This window comes from Polynucleobacter nymphae (assembly GCF_018882155.1).
GTDB classification, from domain to species: domain Bacteria; phylum Pseudomonadota; class Gammaproteobacteria; order Burkholderiales; family Burkholderiaceae; genus Polynucleobacter; species Polynucleobacter nymphae.
In genome coordinates this window covers 1,496,328-1,519,471 of the sequence record NZ_JACVPA010000001.1, presented here as the reverse complement: position 1 = coordinate 1,519,471, position 23,144 = coordinate 1,496,328, and the positions used below count along the sequence as shown (strand labels likewise).

23 protein-coding genes and 1 tRNA gene are annotated in these 23,144 nt (G+C 44.1%); 11 read left to right on the top strand and 13 right to left on the bottom strand.

The features are described 5' to 3' along the window. Positions 1–15 precede the first annotated feature (15 nt). From ICN29_RS07920 to ICN29_RS07890, 7 genes are all read right to left on the bottom strand, one after another. Positions 16–720, bottom strand: coding sequence for a TerC family protein (locus ICN29_RS07920; RefSeq protein ID WP_216131478.1), 705 nt, complete (start codon positions 718–720; stop codon positions 16–18). Between the two features lie 49 nt (positions 721–769). Then, positions 770–1,663, bottom strand: coding sequence for a succinate--CoA ligase subunit alpha (sucD, locus tag ICN29_RS07915; protein WP_216131475.1), 894 nt, complete (start codon positions 1,661–1,663; stop codon positions 770–772). Positions 1,664–1,678: 15 nt separating this feature from the next. Then, positions 1,679–2,848 carry an ADP-forming succinate--CoA ligase subunit beta gene (gene sucC, locus ICN29_RS07910; RefSeq protein WP_216131472.1) on the bottom strand — a complete coding sequence of 390 codons (1,170 nt, stop codon included), beginning with the start codon at positions 2,846–2,848 and terminating at the stop codon, positions 1,679–1,681. Between the two features lie 188 nt (positions 2,849–3,036). Beyond that, complete coding sequence (gene recX, locus ICN29_RS07905) at positions 3,037–3,564, bottom strand: recombination regulator RecX (protein WP_216131469.1); 528 nt, start codon at positions 3,562–3,564, stop codon at positions 3,037–3,039. 4 nt (positions 3,565–3,568) lie between these two features. Beyond that, complete coding sequence (recA, locus tag ICN29_RS07900; RefSeq protein WP_255538107.1) at positions 3,569–4,612, bottom strand: recombinase RecA; 1,044 nt, start codon at positions 4,610–4,612, stop codon at positions 3,569–3,571. Between the two features lie 166 nt (positions 4,613–4,778). Further along, the gene (locus tag ICN29_RS07895) at positions 4,779–5,312 is read right to left on the bottom strand and encodes a DUF2878 domain-containing protein (protein ID WP_216131463.1); all 534 of its coding nucleotides are present in this window, start codon (positions 5,310–5,312) and stop codon (positions 4,779–4,781) included. 60 nt (positions 5,313–5,372) lie between these two features. Next, positions 5,373–5,449, bottom strand: a tRNA-Met gene (locus ICN29_RS07890). A gap of 68 nt (positions 5,450–5,517) precedes the next feature. Here ICN29_RS07890 and ICN29_RS07885 point away from each other — a divergent pair. Together ICN29_RS07885 and ICN29_RS07880 are read left to right on the top strand one after the other, a co-directional pair. Then, positions 5,518–5,838: a 7(1) septoil knot domain-containing protein gene (locus ICN29_RS07885; RefSeq protein WP_216131461.1), complete on the top strand. Its 321-nt coding sequence runs from the start codon at positions 5,518–5,520 to the stop codon at positions 5,836–5,838. 14 nt (positions 5,839–5,852) lie between these two features. After that, entirely contained in the window at positions 5,853–6,464 is a 612-nt protein-coding gene (locus tag ICN29_RS07880; RefSeq protein ID WP_216131458.1) for an MOSC domain-containing protein, read from the top strand. A gap of 54 nt (positions 6,465–6,518) precedes the next feature. On the opposite strand, the gene ICN29_RS07875 is transcribed toward ICN29_RS07880, so the two are convergent. Next, on the bottom strand, positions 6,519–8,189 hold the full coding sequence (locus tag ICN29_RS07875) for an MFS transporter (RefSeq protein ID WP_216131455.1): 1,671 nt from the start codon (positions 8,187–8,189) through the stop codon (positions 6,519–6,521). A 335-nt stretch (positions 8,190–8,524) separates the two neighbouring features. Here ICN29_RS07875 and ICN29_RS07870 point away from each other — a divergent pair, with 335 nt between their 5' ends. The 5 genes from ICN29_RS07870 to maiA are packed head-to-tail and all read left to right on the top strand — an operon-like array spanning position 8,525 to position 13,922. Continuing rightward, on the top strand, positions 8,525–9,610 hold the full coding sequence (locus ICN29_RS07870; protein ID WP_216131452.1) for a TRAP transporter substrate-binding protein: 1,086 nt from the start codon (positions 8,525–8,527) through the stop codon (positions 9,608–9,610). A 20-nt stretch (positions 9,611–9,630) separates the two neighbouring features. Next, on the top strand, positions 9,631–10,173 hold the full coding sequence (locus ICN29_RS07865; protein ID WP_216131449.1) for a TRAP transporter small permease subunit: 543 nt from the start codon (positions 9,631–9,633) through the stop codon (positions 10,171–10,173). Further along, positions 10,173–11,615: a TRAP transporter large permease gene (locus ICN29_RS07860; RefSeq protein ID WP_439651268.1), complete on the top strand. Its 1,443-nt coding sequence runs from the start codon at positions 10,173–10,175 to the stop codon at positions 11,613–11,615. Before ICN29_RS07865 ends, ICN29_RS07860 begins: the two co-directional genes overlap by 1 nt. 35 nt (positions 11,616–11,650) lie before the next feature. Beyond that, on the top strand, positions 11,651–13,249 hold the full coding sequence (gene ggt / locus ICN29_RS07855; RefSeq protein WP_216131445.1) for a gamma-glutamyltransferase: 1,599 nt from the start codon (positions 11,651–11,653) through the stop codon (positions 13,247–13,249). A gap of 4 nt (positions 13,250–13,253) precedes the next feature. After that, on the top strand, positions 13,254–13,922 hold the full coding sequence (gene maiA, locus ICN29_RS07850) for a maleylacetoacetate isomerase (protein WP_216131442.1): 669 nt from the start codon (positions 13,254–13,256) through the stop codon (positions 13,920–13,922). Here maiA and ICN29_RS07845 read toward each other — a convergent pair. The 3 genes from ICN29_RS07845 to ICN29_RS07835 all read right to left on the bottom strand — a co-directional run bounded on the left by ICN29_RS07845 (position 13,915) and on the right by ICN29_RS07835 (position 16,757). Next, on the bottom strand, positions 13,915–14,859 hold the full coding sequence (locus ICN29_RS07845) for a ketopantoate reductase family protein (protein WP_216131439.1): 945 nt from the start codon (positions 14,857–14,859) through the stop codon (positions 13,915–13,917). The two genes, maiA and ICN29_RS07845, sit on opposite strands and share 8 nt — an antisense overlap. Beyond that, the gene (locus tag ICN29_RS07840) at positions 14,849–15,136 is read right to left on the bottom strand and encodes a 2Fe-2S iron-sulfur cluster-binding protein (RefSeq protein ID WP_369411648.1); all 288 of its coding nucleotides are present in this window, start codon (positions 15,134–15,136) and stop codon (positions 14,849–14,851) included. Before ICN29_RS07840 ends, ICN29_RS07845 begins: the two co-directional genes overlap by 11 nt. 64 nt (positions 15,137–15,200) lie before the next feature. Continuing rightward, the gene (locus ICN29_RS07835) at positions 15,201–16,757 is read right to left on the bottom strand and encodes a Rieske 2Fe-2S domain-containing protein (protein WP_216131436.1); all 1,557 of its coding nucleotides are present in this window, start codon (positions 16,755–16,757) and stop codon (positions 15,201–15,203) included. Between the two features lie 123 nt (positions 16,758–16,880). On the opposite strand from ICN29_RS07835, the gene ICN29_RS07830 reads away from it, so the two are divergent. From ICN29_RS07830 to ICN29_RS07820, 3 genes are all read left to right on the top strand, one after another. Further along, entirely contained in the window at positions 16,881–17,546 is a 666-nt protein-coding gene (locus ICN29_RS07830) for a GntR family transcriptional regulator (RefSeq protein WP_216131433.1), read from the top strand. A 246-nt stretch (positions 17,547–17,792) separates the two neighbouring features. Beyond that, the gene (locus ICN29_RS07825) at positions 17,793–18,557 is read left to right on the top strand and encodes a glycosyltransferase (protein WP_216131431.1); all 765 of its coding nucleotides are present in this window, start codon (positions 17,793–17,795) and stop codon (positions 18,555–18,557) included. A gap of 127 nt (positions 18,558–18,684) precedes the next feature. Further along, the gene (locus ICN29_RS07820) at positions 18,685–19,791 is read left to right on the top strand and encodes a glycosyltransferase family 4 protein (RefSeq protein WP_216131428.1); all 1,107 of its coding nucleotides are present in this window, start codon (positions 18,685–18,687) and stop codon (positions 19,789–19,791) included. An 84-nt stretch (positions 19,792–19,875) separates the two neighbouring features. Here ICN29_RS07820 and ICN29_RS07815 read toward each other — a convergent pair whose 3' ends face one another. Then, positions 19,876–20,715 carry a class II aldolase/adducin family protein gene (locus ICN29_RS07815; RefSeq protein ID WP_216131425.1) on the bottom strand — a complete coding sequence of 280 codons (840 nt, stop codon included), beginning with the start codon at positions 20,713–20,715 and terminating at the stop codon, positions 19,876–19,878. Between the two features lie 150 nt (positions 20,716–20,865). Between ICN29_RS07815 and ICN29_RS07810 the strand changes: the two genes are divergently transcribed. Beyond that, positions 20,866–21,762, top strand: coding sequence for a LysR substrate-binding domain-containing protein (locus ICN29_RS07810; RefSeq protein ID WP_255538105.1), 897 nt, complete (start codon positions 20,866–20,868; stop codon positions 21,760–21,762). A 16-nt stretch (positions 21,763–21,778) separates the two neighbouring features. Here ICN29_RS07810 and ICN29_RS07805 read toward each other — a convergent pair whose 3' ends face one another. Next, entirely contained in the window at positions 21,779–23,116 is a 1,338-nt protein-coding gene (locus ICN29_RS07805) for an NAD(P)H-dependent oxidoreductase (protein ID WP_216131419.1), read from the bottom strand. Between the last annotated feature and the right edge of the window lie 28 nt (positions 23,117–23,144).

The window sequence follows — 23,144 nt, the reverse complement described above, 5'->3', positions numbered from 1 at the left end:
TTTTTGGAAAGAAACTTACGCCTCTTTATGAGCATTCTTTTTCTTAAGGTATGTGCCCAATAAGATCACAATAGCAACCCCAATACCTTCAAAGATCATATGAGCATCTTCAAAAGCTGCTTGCATTGATTCTTTGATCGCCGGATCCTCAACTAGCATCCCACCAGCCAAGAGACCCAATAAGCCAGCGCCTAAAGTGATAATGACTGGAAAACGATCCATTACCTTAAGGAGCAAAGTACTGCCAAAGATGATTAAAGGAATAGAAAGTCCAAGGCCAATAATTAAGAGAAGCAAACGAGTTTCTTCTGGACCCTTTTGTGCTGCAGCAGCAACAGCAAGAACGTTATCTAAACTCATCACTAAATCCGCTATCAATATGGTACGAATGGCGCCCCAGATATTCGAATGACCTTTCATCTCTTCTTCTTCACCGCTATCTGCCAGTAGTTGCACGCCAATGTAGAGCAGCAAAATGGCGCCAACAATCTTAAGGTAGGGCAAGGCTAGTAAATGCACAGCTGTTATTGTTAGTACAACGCGCAAAATAATCGCTGCTGCACTACCCCAAAAAATGGCCTTCTTTTGCTGAGCAGGCGGCAAGTTACGTGACGCCAACGCGATTACTACTGCGTTATCGCCTGATAACAGGATATTGGCTACGATGATTGATAAAAGTGCCGCCCAAAAGGTGGCATCTGAAAAAGCTGAAAAATCCATATTGTCTCCCTAGGTTTTTATGTTTTAACTACTTATTCTGAACTGTTAATTACAACATAGCTTTTAACAAAGCTGCCATTTCTGATGGATTCTTTGTTACTGTGAAGCCACACTCTTCCATGACGGCAAGTTTGGCATCGGCAGTATCTGCTCCACCAGAAATCAATGCGCCAGCATGGCCCATCCGTTTTCCTGGAGGCGCTGTTACGCCAGCAATAAAGCCTACTACTGGCTTTTTCATATTGTCCTTACACCAACGAGCAGCTTCAGCCTCATCTGGACCACCGATTTCACCAATCATGATGACGGCGTCAGTTTCTGGATCTTCGTTAAACATTCTCATGATGTCGATGTGCTTCAAACCATTGATTGGATCGCCACCAATACCAACAGCCGTAGATTGCCCTAAACCAATTGCAGTCAATTGACCAACTGCTTCATAAGTCAAGGTTCCAGAGCGGCTTACAACACCAATACGACCCTTCTTATGAATATGCCCAGGCATGATGCCAATCTTAATTTCATCAGGAGTGATAATTCCTGGACAGTTAGGGCCTAGTAATAAAGTTTTCTTGCCGCCTTTAGCTTCTTTAGCTTTCATCTTGTTGCGCACTTCGAGCATATCGCGCACAGGAATACCTTCAGTAATACAGATCACGAAATCAAGGTCAGCCTCAACCGCCTCCCAAATTGCAGCAGCAGCACCTGGAGGCGGCACATAAATGACGGAAGTCGTAGCACCAGTTTGCGCTGCAGCTTCTTTAACAGTTCCATAAATGGGAATATTAAAAATAGACTCGCCAGCTTTTTTAGGATTCACGCCAGCAACAAAACAATTTTTGCCGTTTGCATACTCTTGACACTTTTCAGTATGGAACTGACCAGTCTTACCAGTAATGCCTTGAGTAATGACCTTAGTGTTTTTATTAATCAAAATAGACATATTGAAATTCCTGAATTATTTGTTTTTGGCAACAGCAGCAACTACCTTGGTAGCAGCCTCGGCCATTGAATCAGCACTAATGATTGGTAAACCAGAGTCTGCAAGAATCTTCCTGCCTAGCTCTTCATTTGTACCTTTCATGCGCACAACCAAAGGCACTGTGAGGTTTACAGCCTTACATGCTGTAACCACGCCATCAGCGATCACATCACAACGCATAATGCCGCCGAAGATATTCACTAAAATCGCTTCAACACTTTTGTTCTTCAGCATGATCTTGAATGCTTCAGTGACTTTTTCAGCTGTCGCACCACCACCAACGTCTAAGAAGTTGGCTGGCTCACCGCCGAATAACTTAATAGTATCCATGGTTGCCATGGCCAAACCAGCGCCATTCACCAAACAACCAATATTGCCATCCAAAGAAATATAAGCAAGGTCAAATTTAGAAGCTTCAATCTCCGCTGGATCTTCTTCATCGATATCGCGGTAAGCAACGATTTCTGGATGACGGAATAATGCATTTGGATCAAAGTTAAATTTAGCATCAAGTGCCTTGATCTTGCCATTACCTTCAAGGATTAATGGGTTGATCTCTACCAAGGATGCATCTGTATCCCAATAGGTCTTATATAAATTCTTAAATACGTCGCGTGCCATTGGAATAGAAGCTTCGGGAACGCCAATGCCTTTTGCAACAATGTCGCAGTCAGCATCTGTTAGGCCAATCAATAGATCAACAAATACTTTGATAATTTTTTCTGGGTGGGATTCAGCAACTTCTTCAATATCCATGCCGCCTTCGCTCGAAGCCATGATCACATTCTTTTGTGTGCCACGATCTGTAACGATACTGAAGTAGTACTCTTTTTTGATATCTGCGCCATCTTCAATTAAGAGGCGATTAACTTTTTGACCTGCTGGTCCTGTCTGATGAGTCTTGAGTTGCATGCCCAAAATTTCAGAAGCATATTTTTTTACGTCGTCCATACTTCTTGCTAACTTCACGCCACCACCTTTACCGCGACCGCCTGCATGAATCTGCGCCTTAACAACCCATACTGGTCCGCCGAGTTTTTCAGCAGCTTTCATTGCCTCATCAATACTAAATGCGGGGATGCCGTTTGGAACAGGCACATTAAATTGGCGCAGAAGTTCTTTGCCTTGGTACTCGTGAATTTTCATAATTACTCCGAAACGGTATCTTTTTTAGTAGGCAATGAGGATTAGTTAAACCGATACTGCCTTGATCCCATACTTACTCTAGAAATAGCGAAATTAGCCAAATTTGAATAAATGCGAACGGCTTGACCGACTCCATAAGTCTATCATGCTGCAACGCGGCAATTGCCTATTCGCGATCCGTAATTGCCCTAATCAGGCTTTTGCCCACCAATCACCTTTCCAACGACATCGGAGCTAAAACCCTTAGAGGCCAAGAAGCGGTATTGCCTGGCACGCTCCTTCTGATCCTGAGCTACTAGGCCATACTTTCGGTTCCAAAGCTCATAAGCCCGTTGGTATTCACTCTCCCGCAAGGAGTGCAGGAGAGCCGCTGACTGAGCCCCGTCAACCCCTGCCCTTTGCAGTTCATCGGCAATTTTGCGCGTCCCATAGCGTTCACCCCGTCTGCGCACCAAGGCCTCAGCAAAACGCTCATCTGAAAGCCATCCTCTCGCTTCAAAGTCATCTAGCACTGCTGTAATTTGTACTGCGGTGGATTCTGAGCTTTCATCAGCCTGCTCGCCCCCTAGCTTGGCCCATCTCGCCTCTGACTCTGCCAGCTTTGCTGCCAAGCCTTTGCGACTGTATTCTCGGAGCGATAAAAGACGCAAAGCCCGAGCTTTGAGACTCGGGCTTTGCGTAGTTCTTTCTTTGCTTTTACTAGCTAGCTCTGACATCGAACTATTCAACTTCCTCTTCTTCGCTCAGCACATCAGTTACTACTGCTGAACCAGACTTAACACCCAACTTTGCACGAATTTTTGCTTCGATGTCTTTAGCAATCTCCGGATTCTCTTTCAAGAATTCGCGCACATTATCTTTACCTTGCCCAATTCGATCGCCGTTATAGCTATACCAAGAGCCAGACTTTTCAACGATATCAGCTTCAACACCCATATCAATGATTTCACCTTCTCTAGAAATACCAGCGCCATACATGATGTCAAAAATAGCTTCGCGGAATGGCGGAGAAACCTTGTTCTTAACAACCTTCACCCGGGTTTCATTACCCACAATCTCATCGCCTTTTTTGATGCTGCCAATACGGCGAATATCTAAACGCATGGATGCGTAAAACTTCAGTGCATTACCGCCAGTAGTCGTTTCTGGGGATCCAAACATCACGCCAATCTTCATACGAATTTGGTTAATAAAGATCACTGTTGTATTGGTACGCTTAATTGCACCAGTTAACTTACGTAAAGCCTGACTCATCAAGCGGGCCTGTAGGCCTGGCAAAGAATCTCCCATATCGCCTTCAATTTCAGCTCTTGGAACTAAAGCAGCAACTGAGTCAATGACGATCAAATCAATCGAGCCTGAGCGCACTAAGGCATCAGCAATTTCTAAAGCTTGTTCACCAGTGTCTGGTTGAGAAATCAACAGATTGTTTACATCAACACCAAGACGCGACGCGTACTGCACATCTAAGGCATGCTCTGCATCAATAAATGCACAAGTGCCGCCAAGCTTTTGCATTTCTGCAATGGCATGCAAAGTTAAAGTCGTCTTACCAGATGACTCTGGCCCATACACTTCGATCACACGACCACGTGCAATACCACCAACTCCTAAAGCAATATCAAGGCCTAGTGAACCGCTTGATACCACCTGAACATCTTGACTGATTTCAGCATCGCCCAATCTCATGATCGAGCCCTTGCCAAATTGCTTCTCAATTTGTGCCAAAGCTGCTGTTAATGCTTTTTGTTTGTCTCCGCTCATTCCCTCAAATTCTGAGGAGGCTGATTTTCTTTTTTCATCTAAGGCCATGTTTTCTTCCTTTTCGCTTTATGTTGGGCTTTTTCCCGAAGTTTTATCTACTGTTTCACAACTTAGAAGTTACTGTATATAAAAACAGTAGTATTTGCAAGCGACTTTTTAAAGGAATTTACAGATTTTTTACTAGGCTAGGTTTGATAGAGGTGCGATCCCAATAGAAAAAAAGGGGCATCGCTACTGCCCAAACCACACTAATAAGCCCTAAACCTAGGATTTGGGACCCAGAACCCCAGTTTGCGGCTCCCAATCTAATCCCAGCCTCATAAGATAGAGGCCCAGAGACCGCCCCTAAAACTACCCCTAGAACAGGCTTGTCCTTTAGCCAAGATAAGGAGTTATTGAGGGTGCTGGCTACTAAAAGCCAGAGCGCCCACATCCATGCTGGTGATAGATAAGGAGAGGGCCAGGCGCCCTTAAAGTCGAGAATTCCAAAATACATCAAAAGGCTATCGGTCAGGATCCCAAAAGATAGGACTTTGAGTAGCAAGCTCAGCTCCAGTTTTGGGGTCTGGGAGCGCCAGACATGAAAAACAATATAAGTCAGGCTTCCGATCACGGCCCAGAGGACCTGCTGATGAGCAGCGCCCAAGATACAAGCAAACCAACCTGCCTGAAAAAGAACAAAGTTCCAAAATTTAGCCATAAGACGATTCTAGCCAACCTAAGAAAAAGGCCACTGCCGGCGGGCAATGGCCTTGAGATTTGGTGGCGATTCAGGGATTCGAACCCCGGACCTGTGGATTATGATTCCATCGCTCTAACCAACTGAGCTAAATCGCCGAAGGTGTGATTGTAGCAAATCTGCCCCATTCTGTAATGGCCTAAGCCAGAAACCGTAATATAGAGTCATGAGAAAACATCTCCCACAATTCCTGATTTTGACCATTTTGAGTAGTTTTTTTGCCTCAAACGCATCCGCAGCGCAAATTTTCATCACCAACTATCCCTCGGAAGCCAATGCCAAGGTATTTGTCACCAAATATCCGTCTGAGGCTAACTGCATTGTGTATGAAACCCAATACTCTAGTGATAATGAGCCAGGCGTATGGTTCTATACAAAATATAAAAGTGATGCGCGTGCAGTGATCTACTACACCCAATACAAATCAGACGCTGACTTAATCGTCTATTTCACCAAATACAAAAGTGATGCGCGCTGTCGCTACTAGCGGAATTTATATTCATGAGACTACTCTCGATTTCCACAGGTAAGGTTGTACCGCTGTTTGGTAATCACCACCCAGACTACAAATCGGTTGCTTCAGCAATCCATAAAAAGTGTGTCAGCAATTTAGAAAATCCACTCTCCGTGGAAATTCATTCTTTAGGTGTCAAAGGCGATGAGCAAGCTGATCTGAGTGTGCATGGTGGAATCGAAAAAGCAATCTATGTTTATCCAGCAGAGCACTATGCTTTTTGGAATGAGCTGCTCTCTCGTGAAACGAAAAAACCCACTTTGCTAAAACACGGTGCAATTGGGGAGAACTTCACCATTGAAGGTCTACTAGAAACCGAAGTCTTTGTTGGTGACAAACTATTTATTGGCGATCTCGAATTTGTGGTTGTCAAACTCCGTGAACCCTGCTTTAAGTTCAATGCTACTGTGGGCTACAAAGGCGCCTCCAAGGCAATGGTGCAATCGGGCTTTTGTGGATGGTATCTGCGAGTGACTAAAACTGGTGTCTTAGCCGCAGGTGCGCAAATCACTGTTGTCCCTGGAGCAAGAGAAATTTCAATTGCCCAACAAAATCGCAATCTACTTCAACATCGTAATCAACAAGATTTATGGGAATAAAAAAACCCGACCATTTTGTGGTCGGGTTTCTTATTTACTGCTGACTAAAGATGCTTAGTCATTTGCATAGATATCTACGTCTTTAGTTTCTTTAACAAACAGCATACCGATTACCAATGACATCGCTGCGATGATGATTGGATACCAGAGACCGTAGTAAATATTACCGTTTTGCGCTACCAAGGCAAAGGAGATCGTTGGCAACAAGCCGCCGAACCAACCGTTACCGATATGGTATGGCAATGACATTGAGGTGTAACGAATGCGGGTTGGGAACATCTCCACGAGCATCGCCGCGATTGGGCCATAAACCATGGTTACCAAGATCACCAAAATGACCAAGATACCAAGAATTGCTGGCAAGTTCATGGCAGCAGGGTCAGCCTTTGCAGGATAATCAGCAGCATTCAATGCATCACGAATGGCTTTCTTGAACTCTGCATCTTTTGCTTTCAAATCAGCAGGGGCCATACCCTTGGCTGTGTAACCTTGAACCTCTGTATCGCCAATCTTCACAACAGCAACTCCACCGGCTGGGCCAGGGATGGTTGTGTAGCTTGCAGAGTTAGAGGCCATCACTTGCTTAGCAATATCACATGAGCTAGTGAACTTCGCAGTACCGGTTGGGTTGAACTGGAAAGTACATTCGCTCACATCAGCAGTAACGCTTGCTGGAGCAGTTGCCATCGCTTTTTCTAACGCTGGGTTAGCAAAGTGGGTTAAGCCATTAAACAAGGACACTGGTGTATTCGGGATGTACAGAATGATCGCTAACAGCAAACCACCCATGATGATCACTTTACGACCAATCTTGTCGGACAAGCTACCAAACACAATAAAGAATGGTGTGCCGATGACCAATGAAGCGGCAATCAATAAGTTTGCAGTCTTAGGATCTACCTTCAATACCTGAGTGAGATAGAACAAAGCATAGAACTGACCTGTGTACCAAACAACCGCTTGACCTGCAACCAGACCAAACAAGGCTAAGATCACGATCTTTAGGTTTTTCCACTGACCGAATGACTCTGTTAAAGGCGCCTTAGTCAATTTGCCTTCATTCTTCATTTTTGTAAATGCTGGTGATTCAGCCATGGACAAACGAATCCAGACTGAGATGCCCAACAGAACAATGGAAGCAATGAAAGGAACGCGCCAACCCCAAACATCAAAGTCTGGACCAGTCAATTCACGTGTGAACAAAATCACGAGCAAGGAAAGGAACAAGCCAAGAGTGGCAGTTGTCTGAATCCAAGCTGTGTATGCACCACGCTTACCGTGAGGAGCATGTTCTGCAACATAAGTAGCAGCACCACCGTACTCACCACCCAAAGCCAAACCTTGCAGCATGCGCAATGCAATCAAGAGAACTGGGGCAGCAACGCCAATCGCTGCGTAGCTAGGCAAAATACCTACAATAAATGTAGATCCACCCATGATGACAATGGTAACTAAGAAGGTGTACTTACGACCAATCAAATCGCCTAAACGTCCGAACACCAATGCACCAAATGGACGCACGATGAAACCAGCCGCAAAAGCTAGTAAAGCAAAAATGAAGGCAGAGCCAGCATCTAAGCCTGAGAAAAACTGCTTGGCAATAACCGCAGCCAAAGAGCCGTACAGGTAAAAATCGTACCACTCAAAAACCGTACCTAATGAGGAAGCAAAAATAACTTTGCGCTCAGCGGCGGTCATTGGGGCTGCTTTAGTTGATGTTGACATCAGTAGCTCCTAAAATTTTTATTAAATAAAAAACAACCCGCTGATTATGCTTTGAAAAAAATCAAAGAAATTCATTACTTAGGGTAATTACTCATCGATTTAGCTCGGGGTTTTCCCGATGAATGTGGATTGGCTACAACACGCTTAAACCATAATAAAAGTAAGGATTAGCCCGCCTTTATGGCAATATGCACAATCAGAGTGCATATTCGCGCATCCGGGTGCAAACTACCTTGAGGAATCAGACCGTAATTCGCTTTAATAGACCCAGAAGTTAAGAAAAAGGCAGTATCAAAAAATGCCCTCTCATCAAAATTCAATAAGGAGCAATTCAAATGAAAAGACGTGACTTTCTAGGCAAGACCGCACTTGGCGCTGCTGCTGGAGTATTGGCTGCACCGGCAATTGCCCAATCTATGCCCGAAGTGAAGTGGCGCTGTGCCTCTAGCTTCCCAAAGAGCTTGGATACGATTTATGGTGGTGGTGAATTTATCTCTAAAAGGGTGGCCGCTTTAACAGACGGGAAATTTCAAATCCGTATTTTTGGCGCGGGTGAGATTGTTCCAGCCTTTGGCACTGTAGATGCAGTACAGCAAGGAACTGTAGAGTGCACACACACTGCTGGCTATTACTTTGTCGGTAAAAATAAAACTTTTGCTTTTGATACAACTGTTCCATTTGGTATGAATCAACGCCAACAAAATGCCTGGATGTATTGGGGTGGTGGCTTGAAACTACAACGCGAGTTCTTGCGTGACTACAACATTATTTCTTTCCCAGCCGGCAACACTGGAACACAGATGGGTGGTTGGTTTAAAAAGCCAGTGAAAACTGTTGCAGACCTCAAGGGTCTCAAAATGCGAATTGCTGGACTTGGCGGTGAAGTGATGTCTCGTCTGGGCGCAATTCCACAACAAATCGCTGGTGGTGATATTTATCCTGCGCTTGAAAAAGGCGTGATTGATGCCGCTGAATGGGTCGGTCCATACGATGATGAAAAATTGGGCTTTTACAAAATCGCCCCTTACTACTACTACCCAGGATGGTGGGAGGCTTGTTCGATGTACTCCATGTATGTGAACATTAAAGAATGGGAAAAGCTGCCTAAGCAATACCAAGAGGCTTTGATTTCAGCTTGCGCAGAATGCAACATCGACATGATGGCTGAGTACGACTATAAAAACCCAATCGCTTTGCAAAGCTTAATTAAAAATGGTGTTAAGTTGCAGTCTTACTCCACAGACATTATGAAAGCAGCTTCTACCGCTGCCTTTGATATGTATGAAGAAGAGGCGGCGAAGAACCCATCGTTCAAGAAGATTTACGAACCATGGAAAAAATTCCGCAACGATCAAATGCTGTGGAATAAAGTTGCTGAGCAAACTCTCATGAGTTTCATGTTGACTAATCCAGTCAAATAAAATCTTATTGAGAGTCTGATATGCCAAAACAATTTTTAGTTTTTGCAAGTTTTGTTGATCGCTTAAACGACCGTTTTGGTGTATTAGCAAGTTGGATGGTATTGATTGCCGTACTGGTCAGCACAGCAAATGCGCTGATTCGGTACGGCTTTAATGTCAGTTCCAACGGCTGGCTTGAAGCGCAGTGGTATTTATTTGCTGGCATGGTGATGCTTGGTGCTGCCACCACCTTCCGCCTCAATGAACACGTGCGTGTAGATGTGCTCTATGCGATGTACCCTAACAAAGTTCGCCTGTGGTTAGACTTTTTGGGCGGCATTATTTTCTTCTTACCAATGACCATCATCATTGGGTACTATTCTTGGGAATTTTTTATTACTTCGGTCATTCAAAATGAAACCTCGAGCAACCCTGGCGGCCTAATTCGTTGGCCGGTACGTGGCGTAATTACCCTGGGCTTTTTCTTATTAACACTCCAGGGAATTTCAGAAATCATCAAGCGCTATGCCGCCATTATTGGCATGATTCAAATCGATCCTAAGTACGAAAGACCTCTCCAATGATTAGCCAAGATTTGATGGCCCCCATCATGTTTGGGGGCTTGATTGTATTTTTATTAATTGGCTATCCAGCTGCATTTTCGCTTGGTGCTGTTGGCCTATTCTTTTCATTTATCGGTATCGAGATGGGCATGTTCCAGCCCACTTTCTTGCAAGCACTTCCAGACCGAGTCTTTGGCATTCTTTCGAACGACTTATTGCTCTCGATTCCCTTCTTCACCTTTATGGGTGCGATTCTTGAGAAATGCGGATTAGCAGAAGACATGCTCGAAGGTTTGGGTCAACTATTTGGTCCAATCCGTGGAGGCTTAGCCTATGCCGTCATTATTGTTGGCGCAATTCTCGGAGCGATTACCGGAACCGTTGCCGCATCCGTGATTGCAATGGGCTTAATCTCTTTGCCAATCATGCTGCGCTATGGCTATAACCCGCGTGTGGCAACTGGTGTGATTGCTGCCTCAGGAACGATTACCCAACTGATTCCACCATCCCTGGTCTTAATTGTGTTGGCTGACCAGTTAGGGAAGTCTGTGGGTGATATGTATGCAGGCGCTATTGGGCCTTCCATCATTCAAATCATTCTGTTCTGTTTATTTATTTTGTTCTTGTCGATTTTTAGACCGCAAGACGTACCGGCACTACCACCTGAAGCACGCCCAAAAATTGATTGGAAGTTATTCAAGAAAATCCTCTGGGGTATTGTTCCTTCGATTGCCCTCATCTTCTTAGTGCTCGGAACTATTTTGATGGGTCTAGCAACACCAACTGAAGGTGGTGCTATGGGTTCCGTAGGAGCCCTAGTTCTCGCCGCTATGAATGGGCGCTTACAAAAGACTTTAGTTTGGGATGCAATGACTTCCACGATGCGTATCAACGCGATGGTGATCTTCATTCTGATTGGCTCTACTGTATTTGGCTTAGCCTTCCGCGGTGTTGATGGTGACCTCTGGATTGAGCATCTGCTCTCAGGTCTACCTGGTGGCCAAGTAGGCTTCTTAATTGTGGTGAACTTATTTGTCTTCTTCCTAGCTTTCTTCTTAGATTACTTTGAGATTGCCTTCATCATCATTCCACTACTTGCTCCAGTGGCGCAAAAATTGGGAATCGACTTGATTTGGTTTGGCGTACTTCTCGGTGCCAATATGCAAACCTCCTTCATGCATCCGCCATTTGGATTTGCTCTATTTTATCTAAGAGGGGTAGCACCAAAATCCGTGAAGAGCTCCGATATTTACTATGGAGCCCTACCATGGGTTGGTCTACAGCTGATTCTGGTAGCGATCATCATCTTCGTGCCAGAAACAGTGACCTACTTTATTGATAAACCTGCTATTGCAGTTGATGCTAACGCAATCTCAGTGGATCCATTGGCTGGCGTCGAGCAAAATGAGATCACGGTAGACTCTAGTTCAGAGATCGAACGGCAATTGCGTGAAAATAAATAATATAAAAACAGTAGAACAAATAGAGGGGTTTTGCAATGCAGGCAAAGTGGGGTATTCAAGGGATGGCGGTTGCACCGCACTCCCTTGCTTCTGAATCAGCACTAGCGGTTCTAAGAGAAGGCGGTAACGCATTAGAAGCAATGGTGGCAGCAGCAGCAACCATCGCTGTCGTTTATCCCCATATGAATTCGATTGGTGGAGACTCTTTCTGGGTCATACACTCTCCTGGTAAGGCGATGGGTGGTATTGATGCCTGCGGTGCCGCTGCTGGCTTAGCTAGCAAGCAATGGTATGCAGAGCGCGGCATTACTAAAGCCATTCCGTTTCGCGGACCAGTTGCAGCCAATACTGTTGCCGGCACAATCTCTGGCTGGGGTGCTGCACACAAACTTTCTAAACAAGGTCTAGGTGGCAAGATCCCCTTATCTCGCTTGTTAGCTGATGCTATTCATTACGCAGAAACTGGTGTGCCAGTTACCTATAGTCAATCTAGCTTAACCGCTAAGAAGCGTGTGGAGCTTAGCTCTATTCCAGGTTTTTCTAAAACCTTCTTAGTCAATGGCAAAGCGCCAGCTGTTGGCAGCATCTTTAAGCAAGAACGTCTAGCTAAAACATTAAGTCAGATTGCAAGCAAAGGTACGGATGATTTTTATCGTGGTGATCTTGCTAATTTACTGGCAAAAGAGCTCACTGATATTGGTAGTCCATTACGCTTAAGCGATCTTCAACGACATCATGCAAAACTCATTGATCCACTGGAGCTCAAGCACAGCATGGGTAAGGTGTACAACATGGTTCCCCCTACCCAAGGCGTAGTGTCATTGATGATCATTGGCATCTTGGACCAATTAAATTTAAAACGCTTTAAGGTAGACAGCACTGAGTATGTCCACCACTGCGTTGAGGCAACGAAGCAAGCATTTAAGATTCGCGACCAGTTCGTAACCGACCCTGCTTACATGACAAAAAATGCGCAGTCATTTTTATCGCCTGCATTTCTGAAAAAACTGGCTAAGAACATTAATCCTAAAAAAGCCTTACCTTGGGGTCAGGGTAAAGGTCCGGCAGATACCATCTGGATGGGCGTGATTGATGGCGATGGTAACTGTGTCTCTTTCATTCAAAGTATTTATCACGAGTTTGGCGCTGGCATTGTGCTCCCAAAGTCGGGCGTCAATTGGCAGAACCGTGGGTGCAGCTTCTCTTTAGACCCTAAGACACTGAACCATCTCGAGCCCTATCGAAAACCTTTCCACACACTCAATCCCGCCATGGCTTTATTCAAAGACGGTCGCTCAATGGTTTACGGAACGATGGGGGGCGATGGTCAACCTCAAACACAATGTGCTCTATTTACCCGCACTGCCACTTATGGACTTGACCCACAAGATGCGATTAGTCGTCCACGGTGGTTGCTCGGTCGTACTTGGGGTCAAACCAGCGATAGTCTCAAATTAGAATCTCGCTTTAGTCCATGGGTTGCAAAAGAATTGCATGCTATGGGTCATGAAATTGAGATGCTGGACTCTTTTGATGAGACAGTAGGTCATGCTGGTTGCATCATTCGCGATCCATCAGGCACATTACGTGGCGGGTGGGATCCTCGTAGTGACGGGGCGGTTAGCGCGTTTTAGGTCTATGAAACCTAAGCTTTATAGCTACTGGCGCAGCTCAGCGGCCTTTCGTGTTCGGATTGCACTCAATCTCAAAGGCATGGGCTATGAAGTCATTCCGGTGCACCTCGGCAAAAATGGTGGCGAACAAATGTCCGAGTCTTATGAGAATAAAAATCCCAATCGTCTGGTGCCACTATTTGATGATGGAAAAAATAGGATTCACCAATCGCTCGCTATTATTGAATACTTAGATGAAATTCAAGCTGAGCCGGCTTTACTCCCAAGCTCACCAATAGATCGTGCTTGGGTACGCTCAATAGCCATGGATATGGCCATTGATATTCACCCCATTAGTAACTTGCGGGTACTGCGCCACTTGATCAAAGAAGTTGGAGCAAATAATGAGGTGAAGGATGCTTGGTATCAGCATTGGATCAAGTTAGGGCTAGCGAGCGTTGAAAAGCAGCTCAGTACTGATTCACGTCGTGGCCGTTTTGCCTTTGGCGATCAGCCTGGCCTAATTGACGTTTGCTTGGTGCCACAACTTTTTAATGCTTTAAGTAGCAAACTGGATATGAGTCCCTACCCTACTCTCATGAAAATCTTAAATGAGAGTATGAAGCTACCTGCTTTTATAGATGCATCTTGGGAAAAGCAAATAGATGCCGAAGGAGCAAACCCCACTATTTAATTTTGGATTCCATCATTTTGACTAAAGCATATACAGATTGGTTATATGGTGTTGGTACTCCATAGCGTTTACCCAATTCCACAATGTATCCATTTAAGAAATTAATCTCTGTCATTTTTCCTTTGGCCAAATCCTGAGCAGTTGAGGAAATCTGCGTAACCATCGTAGTTGCAATCGAATCATTGGCTGCAAGCGCCTCTGACATACTAATCTTGACATCCTCAAATGCAGCGATAGCAAGAAATTCTTTGGTAATTTCTTTAATCAATTTGACAATGCCGGGGGACTTAACCATCTCCCCATAAGAAATCTGACCAATCCCTGAAATCGCATTAAAAGAACAGTTCACCAAAAACTTGAGCCACATATCTCTTTGAATTTGTGGAGCAATCGAACATGGAACAGTTGCGCCTTCAAAGAGCTTACAAATTTCTTGGAGATTTTCATCATCAGTAGGCGATGAAGCGCTAATGCTGCCAACTAGGAGCTCACCGCGGCCATGATGCTTCATAGTACTTTGACCAATCATCCCTGCAGCAACATAAACTACTGCTGCATAAACTGGATTAGTAATAATTTTTGAGGCAATCTCTACATTTGCCACGCCATTTTGCAAACTTAAGATGACCGCTTTGCTTGGTAAAACTGATTTAATTTGTGTCAGCGTGCCTTCTGTATCTAAAGACTTCACACTCAGCAAAACTAAATCAGCATCCCTCAAATCAGATAGATCAGAGCTGGCCTTAACTTGAATCGTCTCATGAAATGCTTTGCAATCCATCTCCAAGCCCAAACTATTCAAAGCCTCTGCACGCTCAGGTCTTGCGATAAAAGTTACCTCATGACCAGCACGAGCCAACATGCCACCAAAAAAGCAGCCTACTGCGCCTGCACCTAATACATATATTTTTTGATAGCGTTGTGTTTTATAAATCAAGGACCAATGTTCCACTCTTGATATGAGAGACGCAGGGCGTTAAGTACTCATGATGCTCGGCATCACTCAAAATACAATCTCCATGCTCTACATCACCACTGATGTATCTTGTCTTGCATGTGCCACATAAGCCTGATTGGCATGAAGTAGGCACCTCAATGCCTGATCTTGCTAAAGCATCAATGATTGACTCGGCTCTTGTGAGGCTTATTTTTTGGCCAGTACTCTGAACCTCGATCACTAACTCTTCAGAGTCTGCACTTGAAATTTTATTCACTTTTTTGTCTCACCCCACAAAAAGAATGGGCTGCAATAGCAGCCCATCTCTTCTGATTGATAGATTAATGCTTAAATTGTGCTTTTGCAGTTTGCTCAAGCTCTTCCATTTTTTGCTTCACAAAGTCAGTTCGCTCTTTACCTTTGTACTGCTCGCTTTCCGTGAGAATAGCAATCACACCTTTAGCCACAAAGCGTCTTTGTGCTACTTCTTCTTCAGTAGTAGCACCAATTGGTAGTTCAAATACAGTGCCAGAGCAATAACTATTAGGGGCGCCATCAAATTCCTTTAACCACTCAACAAAGGCTTCTGCGCTTGCCGCTGGATTGGAGCCACGAACGGCATCACGTAACATCTTTCTAAATAAGTAAGGGCCGGCATCAAATTTAGTAGGGTTCTCGAGGGCATGAATTGCAATTGGTCTTTGACTAATGATGGCTTCGTAATCACCGGGTGCATACTGAGCCATCTTGTAATTAGAGCGCGCCCTATGATCAGTAGGAATATCAACAATGTCGTTAATCGTATGCTTACCAAAACGCTCTGCTCTTCTCAAGGCAACTTGGCCATCCAAAAAGTCGATTGATTCATAGCCAACTAGCTCTTTTTGCCCGATGCCGCGAGTATCGATACCGGGGCCCATGACACGCCAGCCAATCATCTTGCTATTTACATCATCGACTGGAACTGTCCAGCGGATGATATGAAAGCGGCTAAATAATTTCTTATTAGAACCATCTTCAGAAGTATAGGCATGCAAACTCAGGTTTGGCAGCACTTGATGCTGAACACGAATAAACAATTTATCGTTATTGACGCGACGCGCGCCAGAGCAGGCTAAACCTCGACCGCCATGGATTGGCACAAACTGCATATCTGGATGCACTTCCATTGTAGGAGAACCTACTTCATCAAACGTTGTCCCTTGAAAATGACCGCCCACCACATTTTTTGCTGAATGTAGTTCAGCTGTATGGAAATTGTCTGCAGCATTATCTTGAACTTGTAACCAATTACAGTGTTGGAAATTGCTATAGGGTACAAGTTCATCACCAGGGGCTACTGTGAAATCAGACTCCCACTCTGGAAATGGCGGCTCCTTATCGGGCGCGCCCATATAAGCAAACACTAGGCCGTTTCTTTCGAAAGCTTTATAAGCACCCTGCTGAATTGAGCATGCATATTTTTTTGCCTCTGCTTCTTCACCCTTGGGGAATGGTGCATTCAAACAAGTACCATCTACATCAAAGTGCATGCCGTGATAACAACACTTAATACCGCGCTCTTGAATCAAACCATACTCGAGTGATGCGCCACGATGAACGCAATGCGCGTGCAATACACCAATCCTGCCGCTGCCATCACGGAACGCTACCAACTCTTCACCTAAGATAGTTAAAAATTTGGGAGTATCGGTTAATTCAATTGACATACAAACTGGATGCCAAAAGCTGCGCATGTACTCGCCTGTTGGTGTGCCGGGGCCAACTTCTGTGAGCTCAGGATCGTGCCCAGGAACTTTATTGGTGTAATAGCCACCATAGGGAACTAATTTCTTTGGCGTTGCAGATCCCGCAGATGCTCCGACCTTTTTCTCCGCCTGCTCCTGTTTGCCTGTCATTACTGGGGCTCCTGATGATTGACTGTTGATATATACTTTGTATACTGTATACAGAGTATATAATATTTTTGACAGGGGCGCAGGCCAAAAATACCCATTTCAGGCACCCAGAACGCTAAAAAGATGCTTTCTCAACTAAATAAACTCCCAGCAAGAACCGATTATGTTCAAGCGGTTTACAAGGCTTTACTGGATGCCATTAGCGACGGCTCTTTGCCGCCAGGCACCCGTATTACTCAGGAAGACATTGCCGAGCAAATGAATATTTCTCGCTTGCCAGTCCTGCAGGCTTTGCGCATGTTAAAAAATGATGGCTTTGTGGAAGATGCGCCCGGACGAGGACTGCAAGTCACTGCTTTAAATATTGAGTGGATCGATAAATTATATGAGGTACGAGGTGCACTAGATTCTTTAGCAGCCAAACTTGCTGCACAAAAGAAGTCTGTGATTGACCCTGCGTTGATTAAACATGGCCGAGCAGTTTCTGAAAAAGCCGATGTCAGAGCATTGATCGATGCAGATATGGCTTTTCATAGTGCAATCTATGAAGCATCTGAAAATCCATTAATAGCCAAGAGTGCTCATTTACATTGGGTTCATCTACGCCGAGTAATGGGTGCCGTCTTGCAATCTTCGCAGCGCTCAGCGATTTGGGATGAACATCAAGCTATTGCGAATGCAATCAAAAACGGCGACGAGCATAAAGCTGCTGAGCTTTCTGAGTTACATGCAATACGCGCTAGGAAAAATCTGATCCACCAGCTGGAGCAAGCACTCTCGAGCAATTAAAAACTCCTCTGTTTTATGTGGGGCATTTTCATTTGGGCTGATAGTTAGATTCCGCTGTTCACTTTAGACCGCCCCCGACCTATGTAAAACCAAGAGCATCATCACGTTTGCGGCATAAAATCTGGCAGCAGAAATACCTAATGTCTTTGCATCAGACATATGCTACATTTGAGCTCTCAGCAAAAACGCATAAACAGACTCTCTAAGTACATAAGTGACTACAACGATGGAGACTGAAAGGCTTGCTTGAATAAACTCACCATAATTATCCCCTCACGAAAACAAGAAAAACAAATTTCTTTTATACAACGAGCAACCGAATCAGCGCGGAAGCAGACTATTGCAGATCAGTTTGCAATTACTTTTTTGATCGGAGTCGATAAGGGCTGTGGGTTAGAACCTGCCATTTCGGATCTTCTCGGAGTGCAATGCATTGAATCTGATGGAACTTCGCAAGCAAAAGCCTTAAATGCAGCAATAAGACAAGTTCACGAAGGATTTGTCGCTTTTCTTGAAGATGATGACCAATGGATGCCTGATTATCTAAATTTTGCAATGCAAGCAATAGCTCTTTGTGATTTTGTCTCCTCGACCCAAGCAGAGTTTGATGAAACTGGCGAGTTCATTAGAGTAAATGATTTTCCAACGCCGTCTGGATGGTTTATGCCTGCATCAACTCTAAAAATAGTTGGTGAGTTTAACGAAAGCTATAGATTCCATCTTGATAATGAGTGGCTGGGAAGGCTATCTGAAGCAAAGTTAAAAAGAATTCATATGATTGAGTCAACAGCTCCCGTAAAAAAGAGATATGTGCAAGAAGTAAGGCCGTGGCTTATGAATGTATTAAGTTTTTCTAATCTCGCTCGACATGTATCTCCGTATCCTCTGGTAAGGCGGCTTGTACATTCAAACTCAGGAATGGCGCAAATAGCGGCTAATAGCGAATACTCAGATATTTCAGAAGAAGAGTGTGAGAGTCTTGTAAATCGTTTTGGTGTAATGCCTTGGTAAGTCATATAAATCACCACCCCACATTAGTAGCATAATTTCAAGCATATGGCTATACAAAGTATTAATGATACATAATGGAATTAGTAAACTAGCACCCTATTTTAGTGAATACTGAACTTTATAAAAAATGAAAATAAACCTCTTCGGTCAGCGTAATATTTTAGGAGGTGGGGTACATTTCTCATCTTTTGCTGATGCTCTTAGACGATATTCGGTCTTCAATAAAACGATTAAAGAGTGGGATATTACTAATCAATCCAGTCTAATTGAAGCGGTTTCCCAAACCACCGAAGAGGATATAAATATATGGTTTACTGCTTCCAACTCCAGCATGCCTTTTTTTAAAGGAAAAAATATTTTGTGGGCAATATTTGAATCTGATCTATTGCCTCGTAAATATATTGAGGCACTTTCAAAAGGAGACCTAGTTTGGACCCCAAGTAATTGGGGAAAGAAGATACTAGTTGCGAATGGTTTGCCACAAGAAAAAATTGATGTAGTGCCAGAGGGTGTAAATCAATATATTTTTCACCCCTTCGAAAAAAATGTTAATGACAGCGGTTTCTATCGTTTTCTTGCGCTAGGAAAATATGAGCAGCGAAAAGGATATGATCAATTATTTCAAGCATTTAGAAAAGCATTTAGCACAACTCCCGAGGTCGAGTTATTAATCAAAGCTGATTTTTTTGCAGACGAGGAAAGGGCTAGGAATGAACTTAAAAATCAAGTCGAAGGAATAGGGCTTAAGAATATAAAAATAATTGAGGGCGCCATAGACACAAATGATTTGTTGGCTCTTTATAGTTATGCCGATGGCTTCGTTCTCCCATCGCGTGCTGAGGGCTGGGGGCTAACCTTGCTGGAGGCAATAGCCTGTGGTCTACCGTGTGCAGCAGTTAATTATTCTGGCCAAACTGAATACTTATCAAGAATTGACAATTTATATCTGCCAATTAAGTACAAAATTATTCCGATTTCTGATCTCATATTTGAAAGGTGCTGGCCTTCAGATAGCGGGAACTATGGAAATTGGGCTGAAGCTGATGACAACGACTTAGCCGACCAAATGCTTGGCATGGTTAAAAACCAATCAAAATGGAACGAGTGCGCTCTTAAAGCCAGCACAATTGTTAGGTCTGAATTTAATTGGTCCAAGGCTGTTGATGCTGCAATAGAAAGCTTAATGAGATCTAAAATACTAACTCGACCAAAATTTTCAATTTCTATTCCCTAAGCCATCAAACTCCAAATCGCTCTATTTGAGATTAAATATTCTAGATGTCTCAAACAATACTTTTCAGAAGCAAAAATCTCAAAATCACGTAAACATATCTGGCTGGTTTTCTTTTAAATAACCCCAGATAGGTTGGAAATGCAACCAGCCAATGTACTCACTGCCTACGTGTTCACGGCTATAGCGCGCGGTTTCTGGTGACAACAACACAGGCTTAATGCCTGTAGCTTCAACCATCATCTGCTGTTTGCAGCAACGCTCTAAAGCGATAAACCAGAACGCAGCAGCCTCAATACTATGACGGCTGACGGTTAACAGGCCATGATTGCGGTGAATAATGGCTTTCACTTTTTTGAGTGAGCCTGCTATGTTGTAGCCAGAATTATCTTCAACCGCTACTTGTCCAGCCTGCTCTGCCAAAACCATATGGTCCTCAAAAAATGCTGCGGCATCCTGAGAAATTGGATCTAGTGGCTTACCAAGGGCTGCAAATGCTGTTCCATAGACTGTATGTGCATGACACATCGCAACGATGTCTGGGTGCTTTTCATGAACTGCTGCATGCAACACAAATCCAGCGCGATTTAATGCATGCTTGCCTTCCAAAATATTGCCCTCATGATCTGCCAAAATTAAGTTAGAAACTTTAACTTGATCAAAATGCACCGCCATTGGATTAGTCCAATACAGATTTGGATGCTCTGGATCACGCACAGTTAAATGTCCGGCAAATCCATAGTCAAACTTTTCAAGAGCAAATGCTCTACATGCTGCAACTAAGCGCTCCTTAAGATGCTGACGTTCCTCTGCAAAACTATTGAATTTTGGCTGGTAAGGAAAAATCTGGGATTTATCTTCAGGTTGATAAATGGACTCTCTTCCGCCCAAATCTAACTTACGTTCTTTCTCGATTACTGCAGCCATGTAAATTCCTTTTTCTAAAATTGATGCGAATTTGGTGTTTTGAGAAAACTCAAAAGATAACTAAGCCGTAATCATCGGCTTTCCCGAAGCTTTTGACAAACGATAACTATTCATAGATAGATGAATATAAATCATGTATATTATATTTACATGAGAAAAATGCCAAGTTATGTTCTTTTACGGGCTTTTGAGGCTGCTGCCCGCCTCGAAAGCTTTACCTTGGCGGCTCAAGAGCTACACCTCACTCAGTCGGCGATTAGCCATCAAATTAGAGAACTTGAAGATTATTTTGCTAAGTCGCTATTTTTACGAAAAAACCGCAAAGTAGAGCCAACCTCAGAAGGGCGGCGTTTATTAGATTCTCTTTCCCGAGTATTTGATGTCATTGAGGCGGCATGTAATGAAGTAACTCTCGCCCCAAGTTCACAAGTTCTTGCTCTGCACTGCTCACCCAGTTTTGCTGCAAAGTGGCTTAGTCCCAGACTTCCTGAGTTCATTAAAAATAATCCTGACATCACTATTCGCCTCACTTCTGGAGCAGAGCCAATTGATCTCTTGCGTAACCAAGAAATTGATATTGCCATCTCCTATCAATCTACCCATGAAGGGCCTGGTATCACCTCTCTGTCTTTAGGTGAAGAAAAGATTATTCCCCTATGCGCACCTGAACTCATTGACGCCAGCATTCCAGTAAAAGAGCTGATGAGCAGACTAATGCTCATTGAGTCTTCCTTAAATCTCCATACCTGGGAGAAATGGTTTGAGATCAATCATCTAAAAAACCCATCAACCCGCAAGATGTCATTTGATCGCGCAGCCCTCTCAGTATCTGCCGCCGTAGATGGCATCGGCGCCGTACTGGAGAGCGCACGCTTTGCGGAAAGAGAAATTTCGCGCGGTGAGCTGGTAGAACTTGGTAAAGGGATCTTTTTACCCACTACCGATAGGACTCATTTTTTATCCTATCGATCGAACGCTAAAAACAGTCAAAAAATTAAACTGTTTAAAGAGTGGCTATGCTTAAAAGCGGGAGTTGCCACAAGCTAAAACAAGTGCCCATTAATTAGCTAAACACTTTTTCCATTTCGCGTCGAAATTGAATAGCTTGCTGTGTAGCGTCATAATTTACATCACTCCAGCACACTGGTTTGCCGGCTGGAATATCTTTATTGAGTACCATGTTGTGCGCTAAACCAATAGGTAAAGCACCCAGCTTGAGAGAGTCAGCAGTAGTCATGAGTTTTCCGTAAACAGTAAAGCCACCCTCTCCATCGAGTTTCTCGCCTGACTTGAGCGCGCGCTTAGCAGTAGCCACCACATCCCCCTTCCAGTCACCAGTCGCTCCAGTGGCTTCTCCTCGCACAGCAATACTTGCCACCGAGATGCCTAGCTCTAAACCGATCAAGTGGTAAGGCTTATACATCGCTGCATATTTACCAGTGCTATCTGTTTTCAGGCCATATTGTGAAAAGCAATCAATCACATATTGGCTCGGTGCTTCAAACACTGCAAATACACCCCAACGTAAATCTCTAAATACCGGACGTCCATCTCGCTCAACTGAAGACACTACTTCAACAGTTCCCTTTTGTTTCAGAATGCCGCCTTCATTTACTGGACGGAAGATATGCGGCAAGTCATCTACTCCACAAGGAGGGAACTCCAAGCCATTGCTAGGGGGAATTAAGTCACAAGCATTCGATACTGCGGCCATTTCAAGAGCCGATTTAGTTCCGTCCAAAAATGAATTGAACATTTGCGCATTAAAGTCGCCACCGGCAACTTGCTCCTCAGAAAAACCATAATGACCCCAAACCGTATCGGGTGTGGACTGGTGATAGATCGGTAAATATTTAGTGCCTTTGCCTGCACACACTACTTCTAAGCCAATCGTTCTTGCCCAATCTACTAATTCTGCAATGAGGGCCGGCTGATCACCTGAAGCCATTGAGTAAATGACACCAGCCTCTGCTGCTTTACGCGCAAGCAAAGGACCAGCCAAAACATCTGCCTCGACGTTAACCATAATGATATGTTTGCGATGATCAAAGCAGAGCAGGGCATGACGAATACCGGCTGCTGGGCTGCCAGTAGAGTCAATCACAATATCTATGTGCTCGCTAGCAATCATTTTTTCTGCATCATCAGTCACAAAAGTGGCGCCAGTCTTAGCTGCATCCTGTAATGAGGTAGCGCTATAACGAGATGTATCCCAACCTACACGAGCAAGAGACTCTTTGGCATGTGCGGGAGATAAATCAGCAACTGCAACTAAATGAATACCTGGAGTCCGCGGCACCTGCGAGAGATACATAGAACCAAATTTGCCTGCGCCAATAATGCCCACACGCACGGGGTTATTGTTCGCAGCACGTGCCTTGAGCTTTTGAATAAGGGACATCTAAAAATCTCCAGTCAATTCAGTAATG

What these genes read in the sequence shown, in the direction of transcription:
- ICN29_RS07920 (WP_216131478.1), bottom strand. Translation starts at nt 720, where the DNA reads ATGGATTTTTCAGCTTTTTCAGATGCCACCTTTTGGGCGGCACTTTTA.
- sucD (WP_216131475.1), bottom strand. Translation starts at nt 1,663, where the DNA reads ATGTCTATTTTGATTAATAAAAACACTAAGGTCATTACTCAAGGCATT.
- sucC (WP_216131472.1), bottom strand. Translation starts at nt 2,848, where the DNA reads ATGAAAATTCACGAGTACCAAGGCAAAGAACTTCTGCGCCAATTTAAT.
- recX (WP_216131469.1), bottom strand. Translation starts at nt 3,564, where the DNA reads ATGTCAGAGCTAGCTAGTAAAAGCAAAGAAAGAACTACGCAAAGCCCG.
- recA (WP_255538107.1), bottom strand. Translation starts at nt 4,612, where the DNA reads ATGAGCGGAGACAAACAAAAAGCATTAACAGCAGCTTTGGCACAAATT.
- ICN29_RS07895 (WP_216131463.1), bottom strand. Translation starts at nt 5,312, where the DNA reads ATGGCTAAATTTTGGAACTTTGTTCTTTTTCAGGCAGGTTGGTTTGCT.
- ICN29_RS07885 (WP_216131461.1), top strand. Translation starts at nt 5,518, where the DNA reads ATGAGAAAACATCTCCCACAATTCCTGATTTTGACCATTTTGAGTAGT.
- ICN29_RS07880 (WP_216131458.1), top strand. Translation starts at nt 5,853, where the DNA reads ATGAGACTACTCTCGATTTCCACAGGTAAGGTTGTACCGCTGTTTGGT.
- ICN29_RS07875 (WP_216131455.1), bottom strand. Translation starts at nt 8,189, where the DNA reads ATGTCAACATCAACTAAAGCAGCCCCAATGACCGCCGCTGAGCGCAAA.
- ICN29_RS07870 (WP_216131452.1), top strand. Translation starts at nt 8,525, where the DNA reads ATGAAAAGACGTGACTTTCTAGGCAAGACCGCACTTGGCGCTGCTGCT.
- ICN29_RS07865 (WP_216131449.1), top strand. Translation starts at nt 9,631, where the DNA reads ATGCCAAAACAATTTTTAGTTTTTGCAAGTTTTGTTGATCGCTTAAAC.
- ggt (WP_216131445.1), top strand. Translation starts at nt 11,651, where the DNA reads ATGCAGGCAAAGTGGGGTATTCAAGGGATGGCGGTTGCACCGCACTCC.
- maiA (WP_216131442.1), top strand. Translation starts at nt 13,254, where the DNA reads ATGAAACCTAAGCTTTATAGCTACTGGCGCAGCTCAGCGGCCTTTCGT.
- ICN29_RS07835 (WP_216131436.1), bottom strand. Translation starts at nt 16,757, where the DNA reads ATGACAGGCAAACAGGAGCAGGCGGAGAAAAAGGTCGGAGCATCTGCG.
- ICN29_RS07830 (WP_216131433.1), top strand. Translation starts at nt 16,881, where the DNA reads ATGCTTTCTCAACTAAATAAACTCCCAGCAAGAACCGATTATGTTCAA.
- ICN29_RS07820 (WP_216131428.1), top strand. Translation starts at nt 18,685, where the DNA reads ATGAAAATAAACCTCTTCGGTCAGCGTAATATTTTAGGAGGTGGGGTA.
- ICN29_RS07815 (WP_216131425.1), bottom strand. Translation starts at nt 20,715, where the DNA reads ATGGCTGCAGTAATCGAGAAAGAACGTAAGTTAGATTTGGGCGGAAGA.
- ICN29_RS07810 (WP_255538105.1), top strand. Translation starts at nt 20,866, where the DNA reads ATGAGAAAAATGCCAAGTTATGTTCTTTTACGGGCTTTTGAGGCTGCT.
- ICN29_RS07805 (WP_216131419.1), bottom strand. Translation starts at nt 23,116, where the DNA reads ATGTCCCTTATTCAAAAGCTCAAGGCACGTGCTGCGAACAATAACCCC.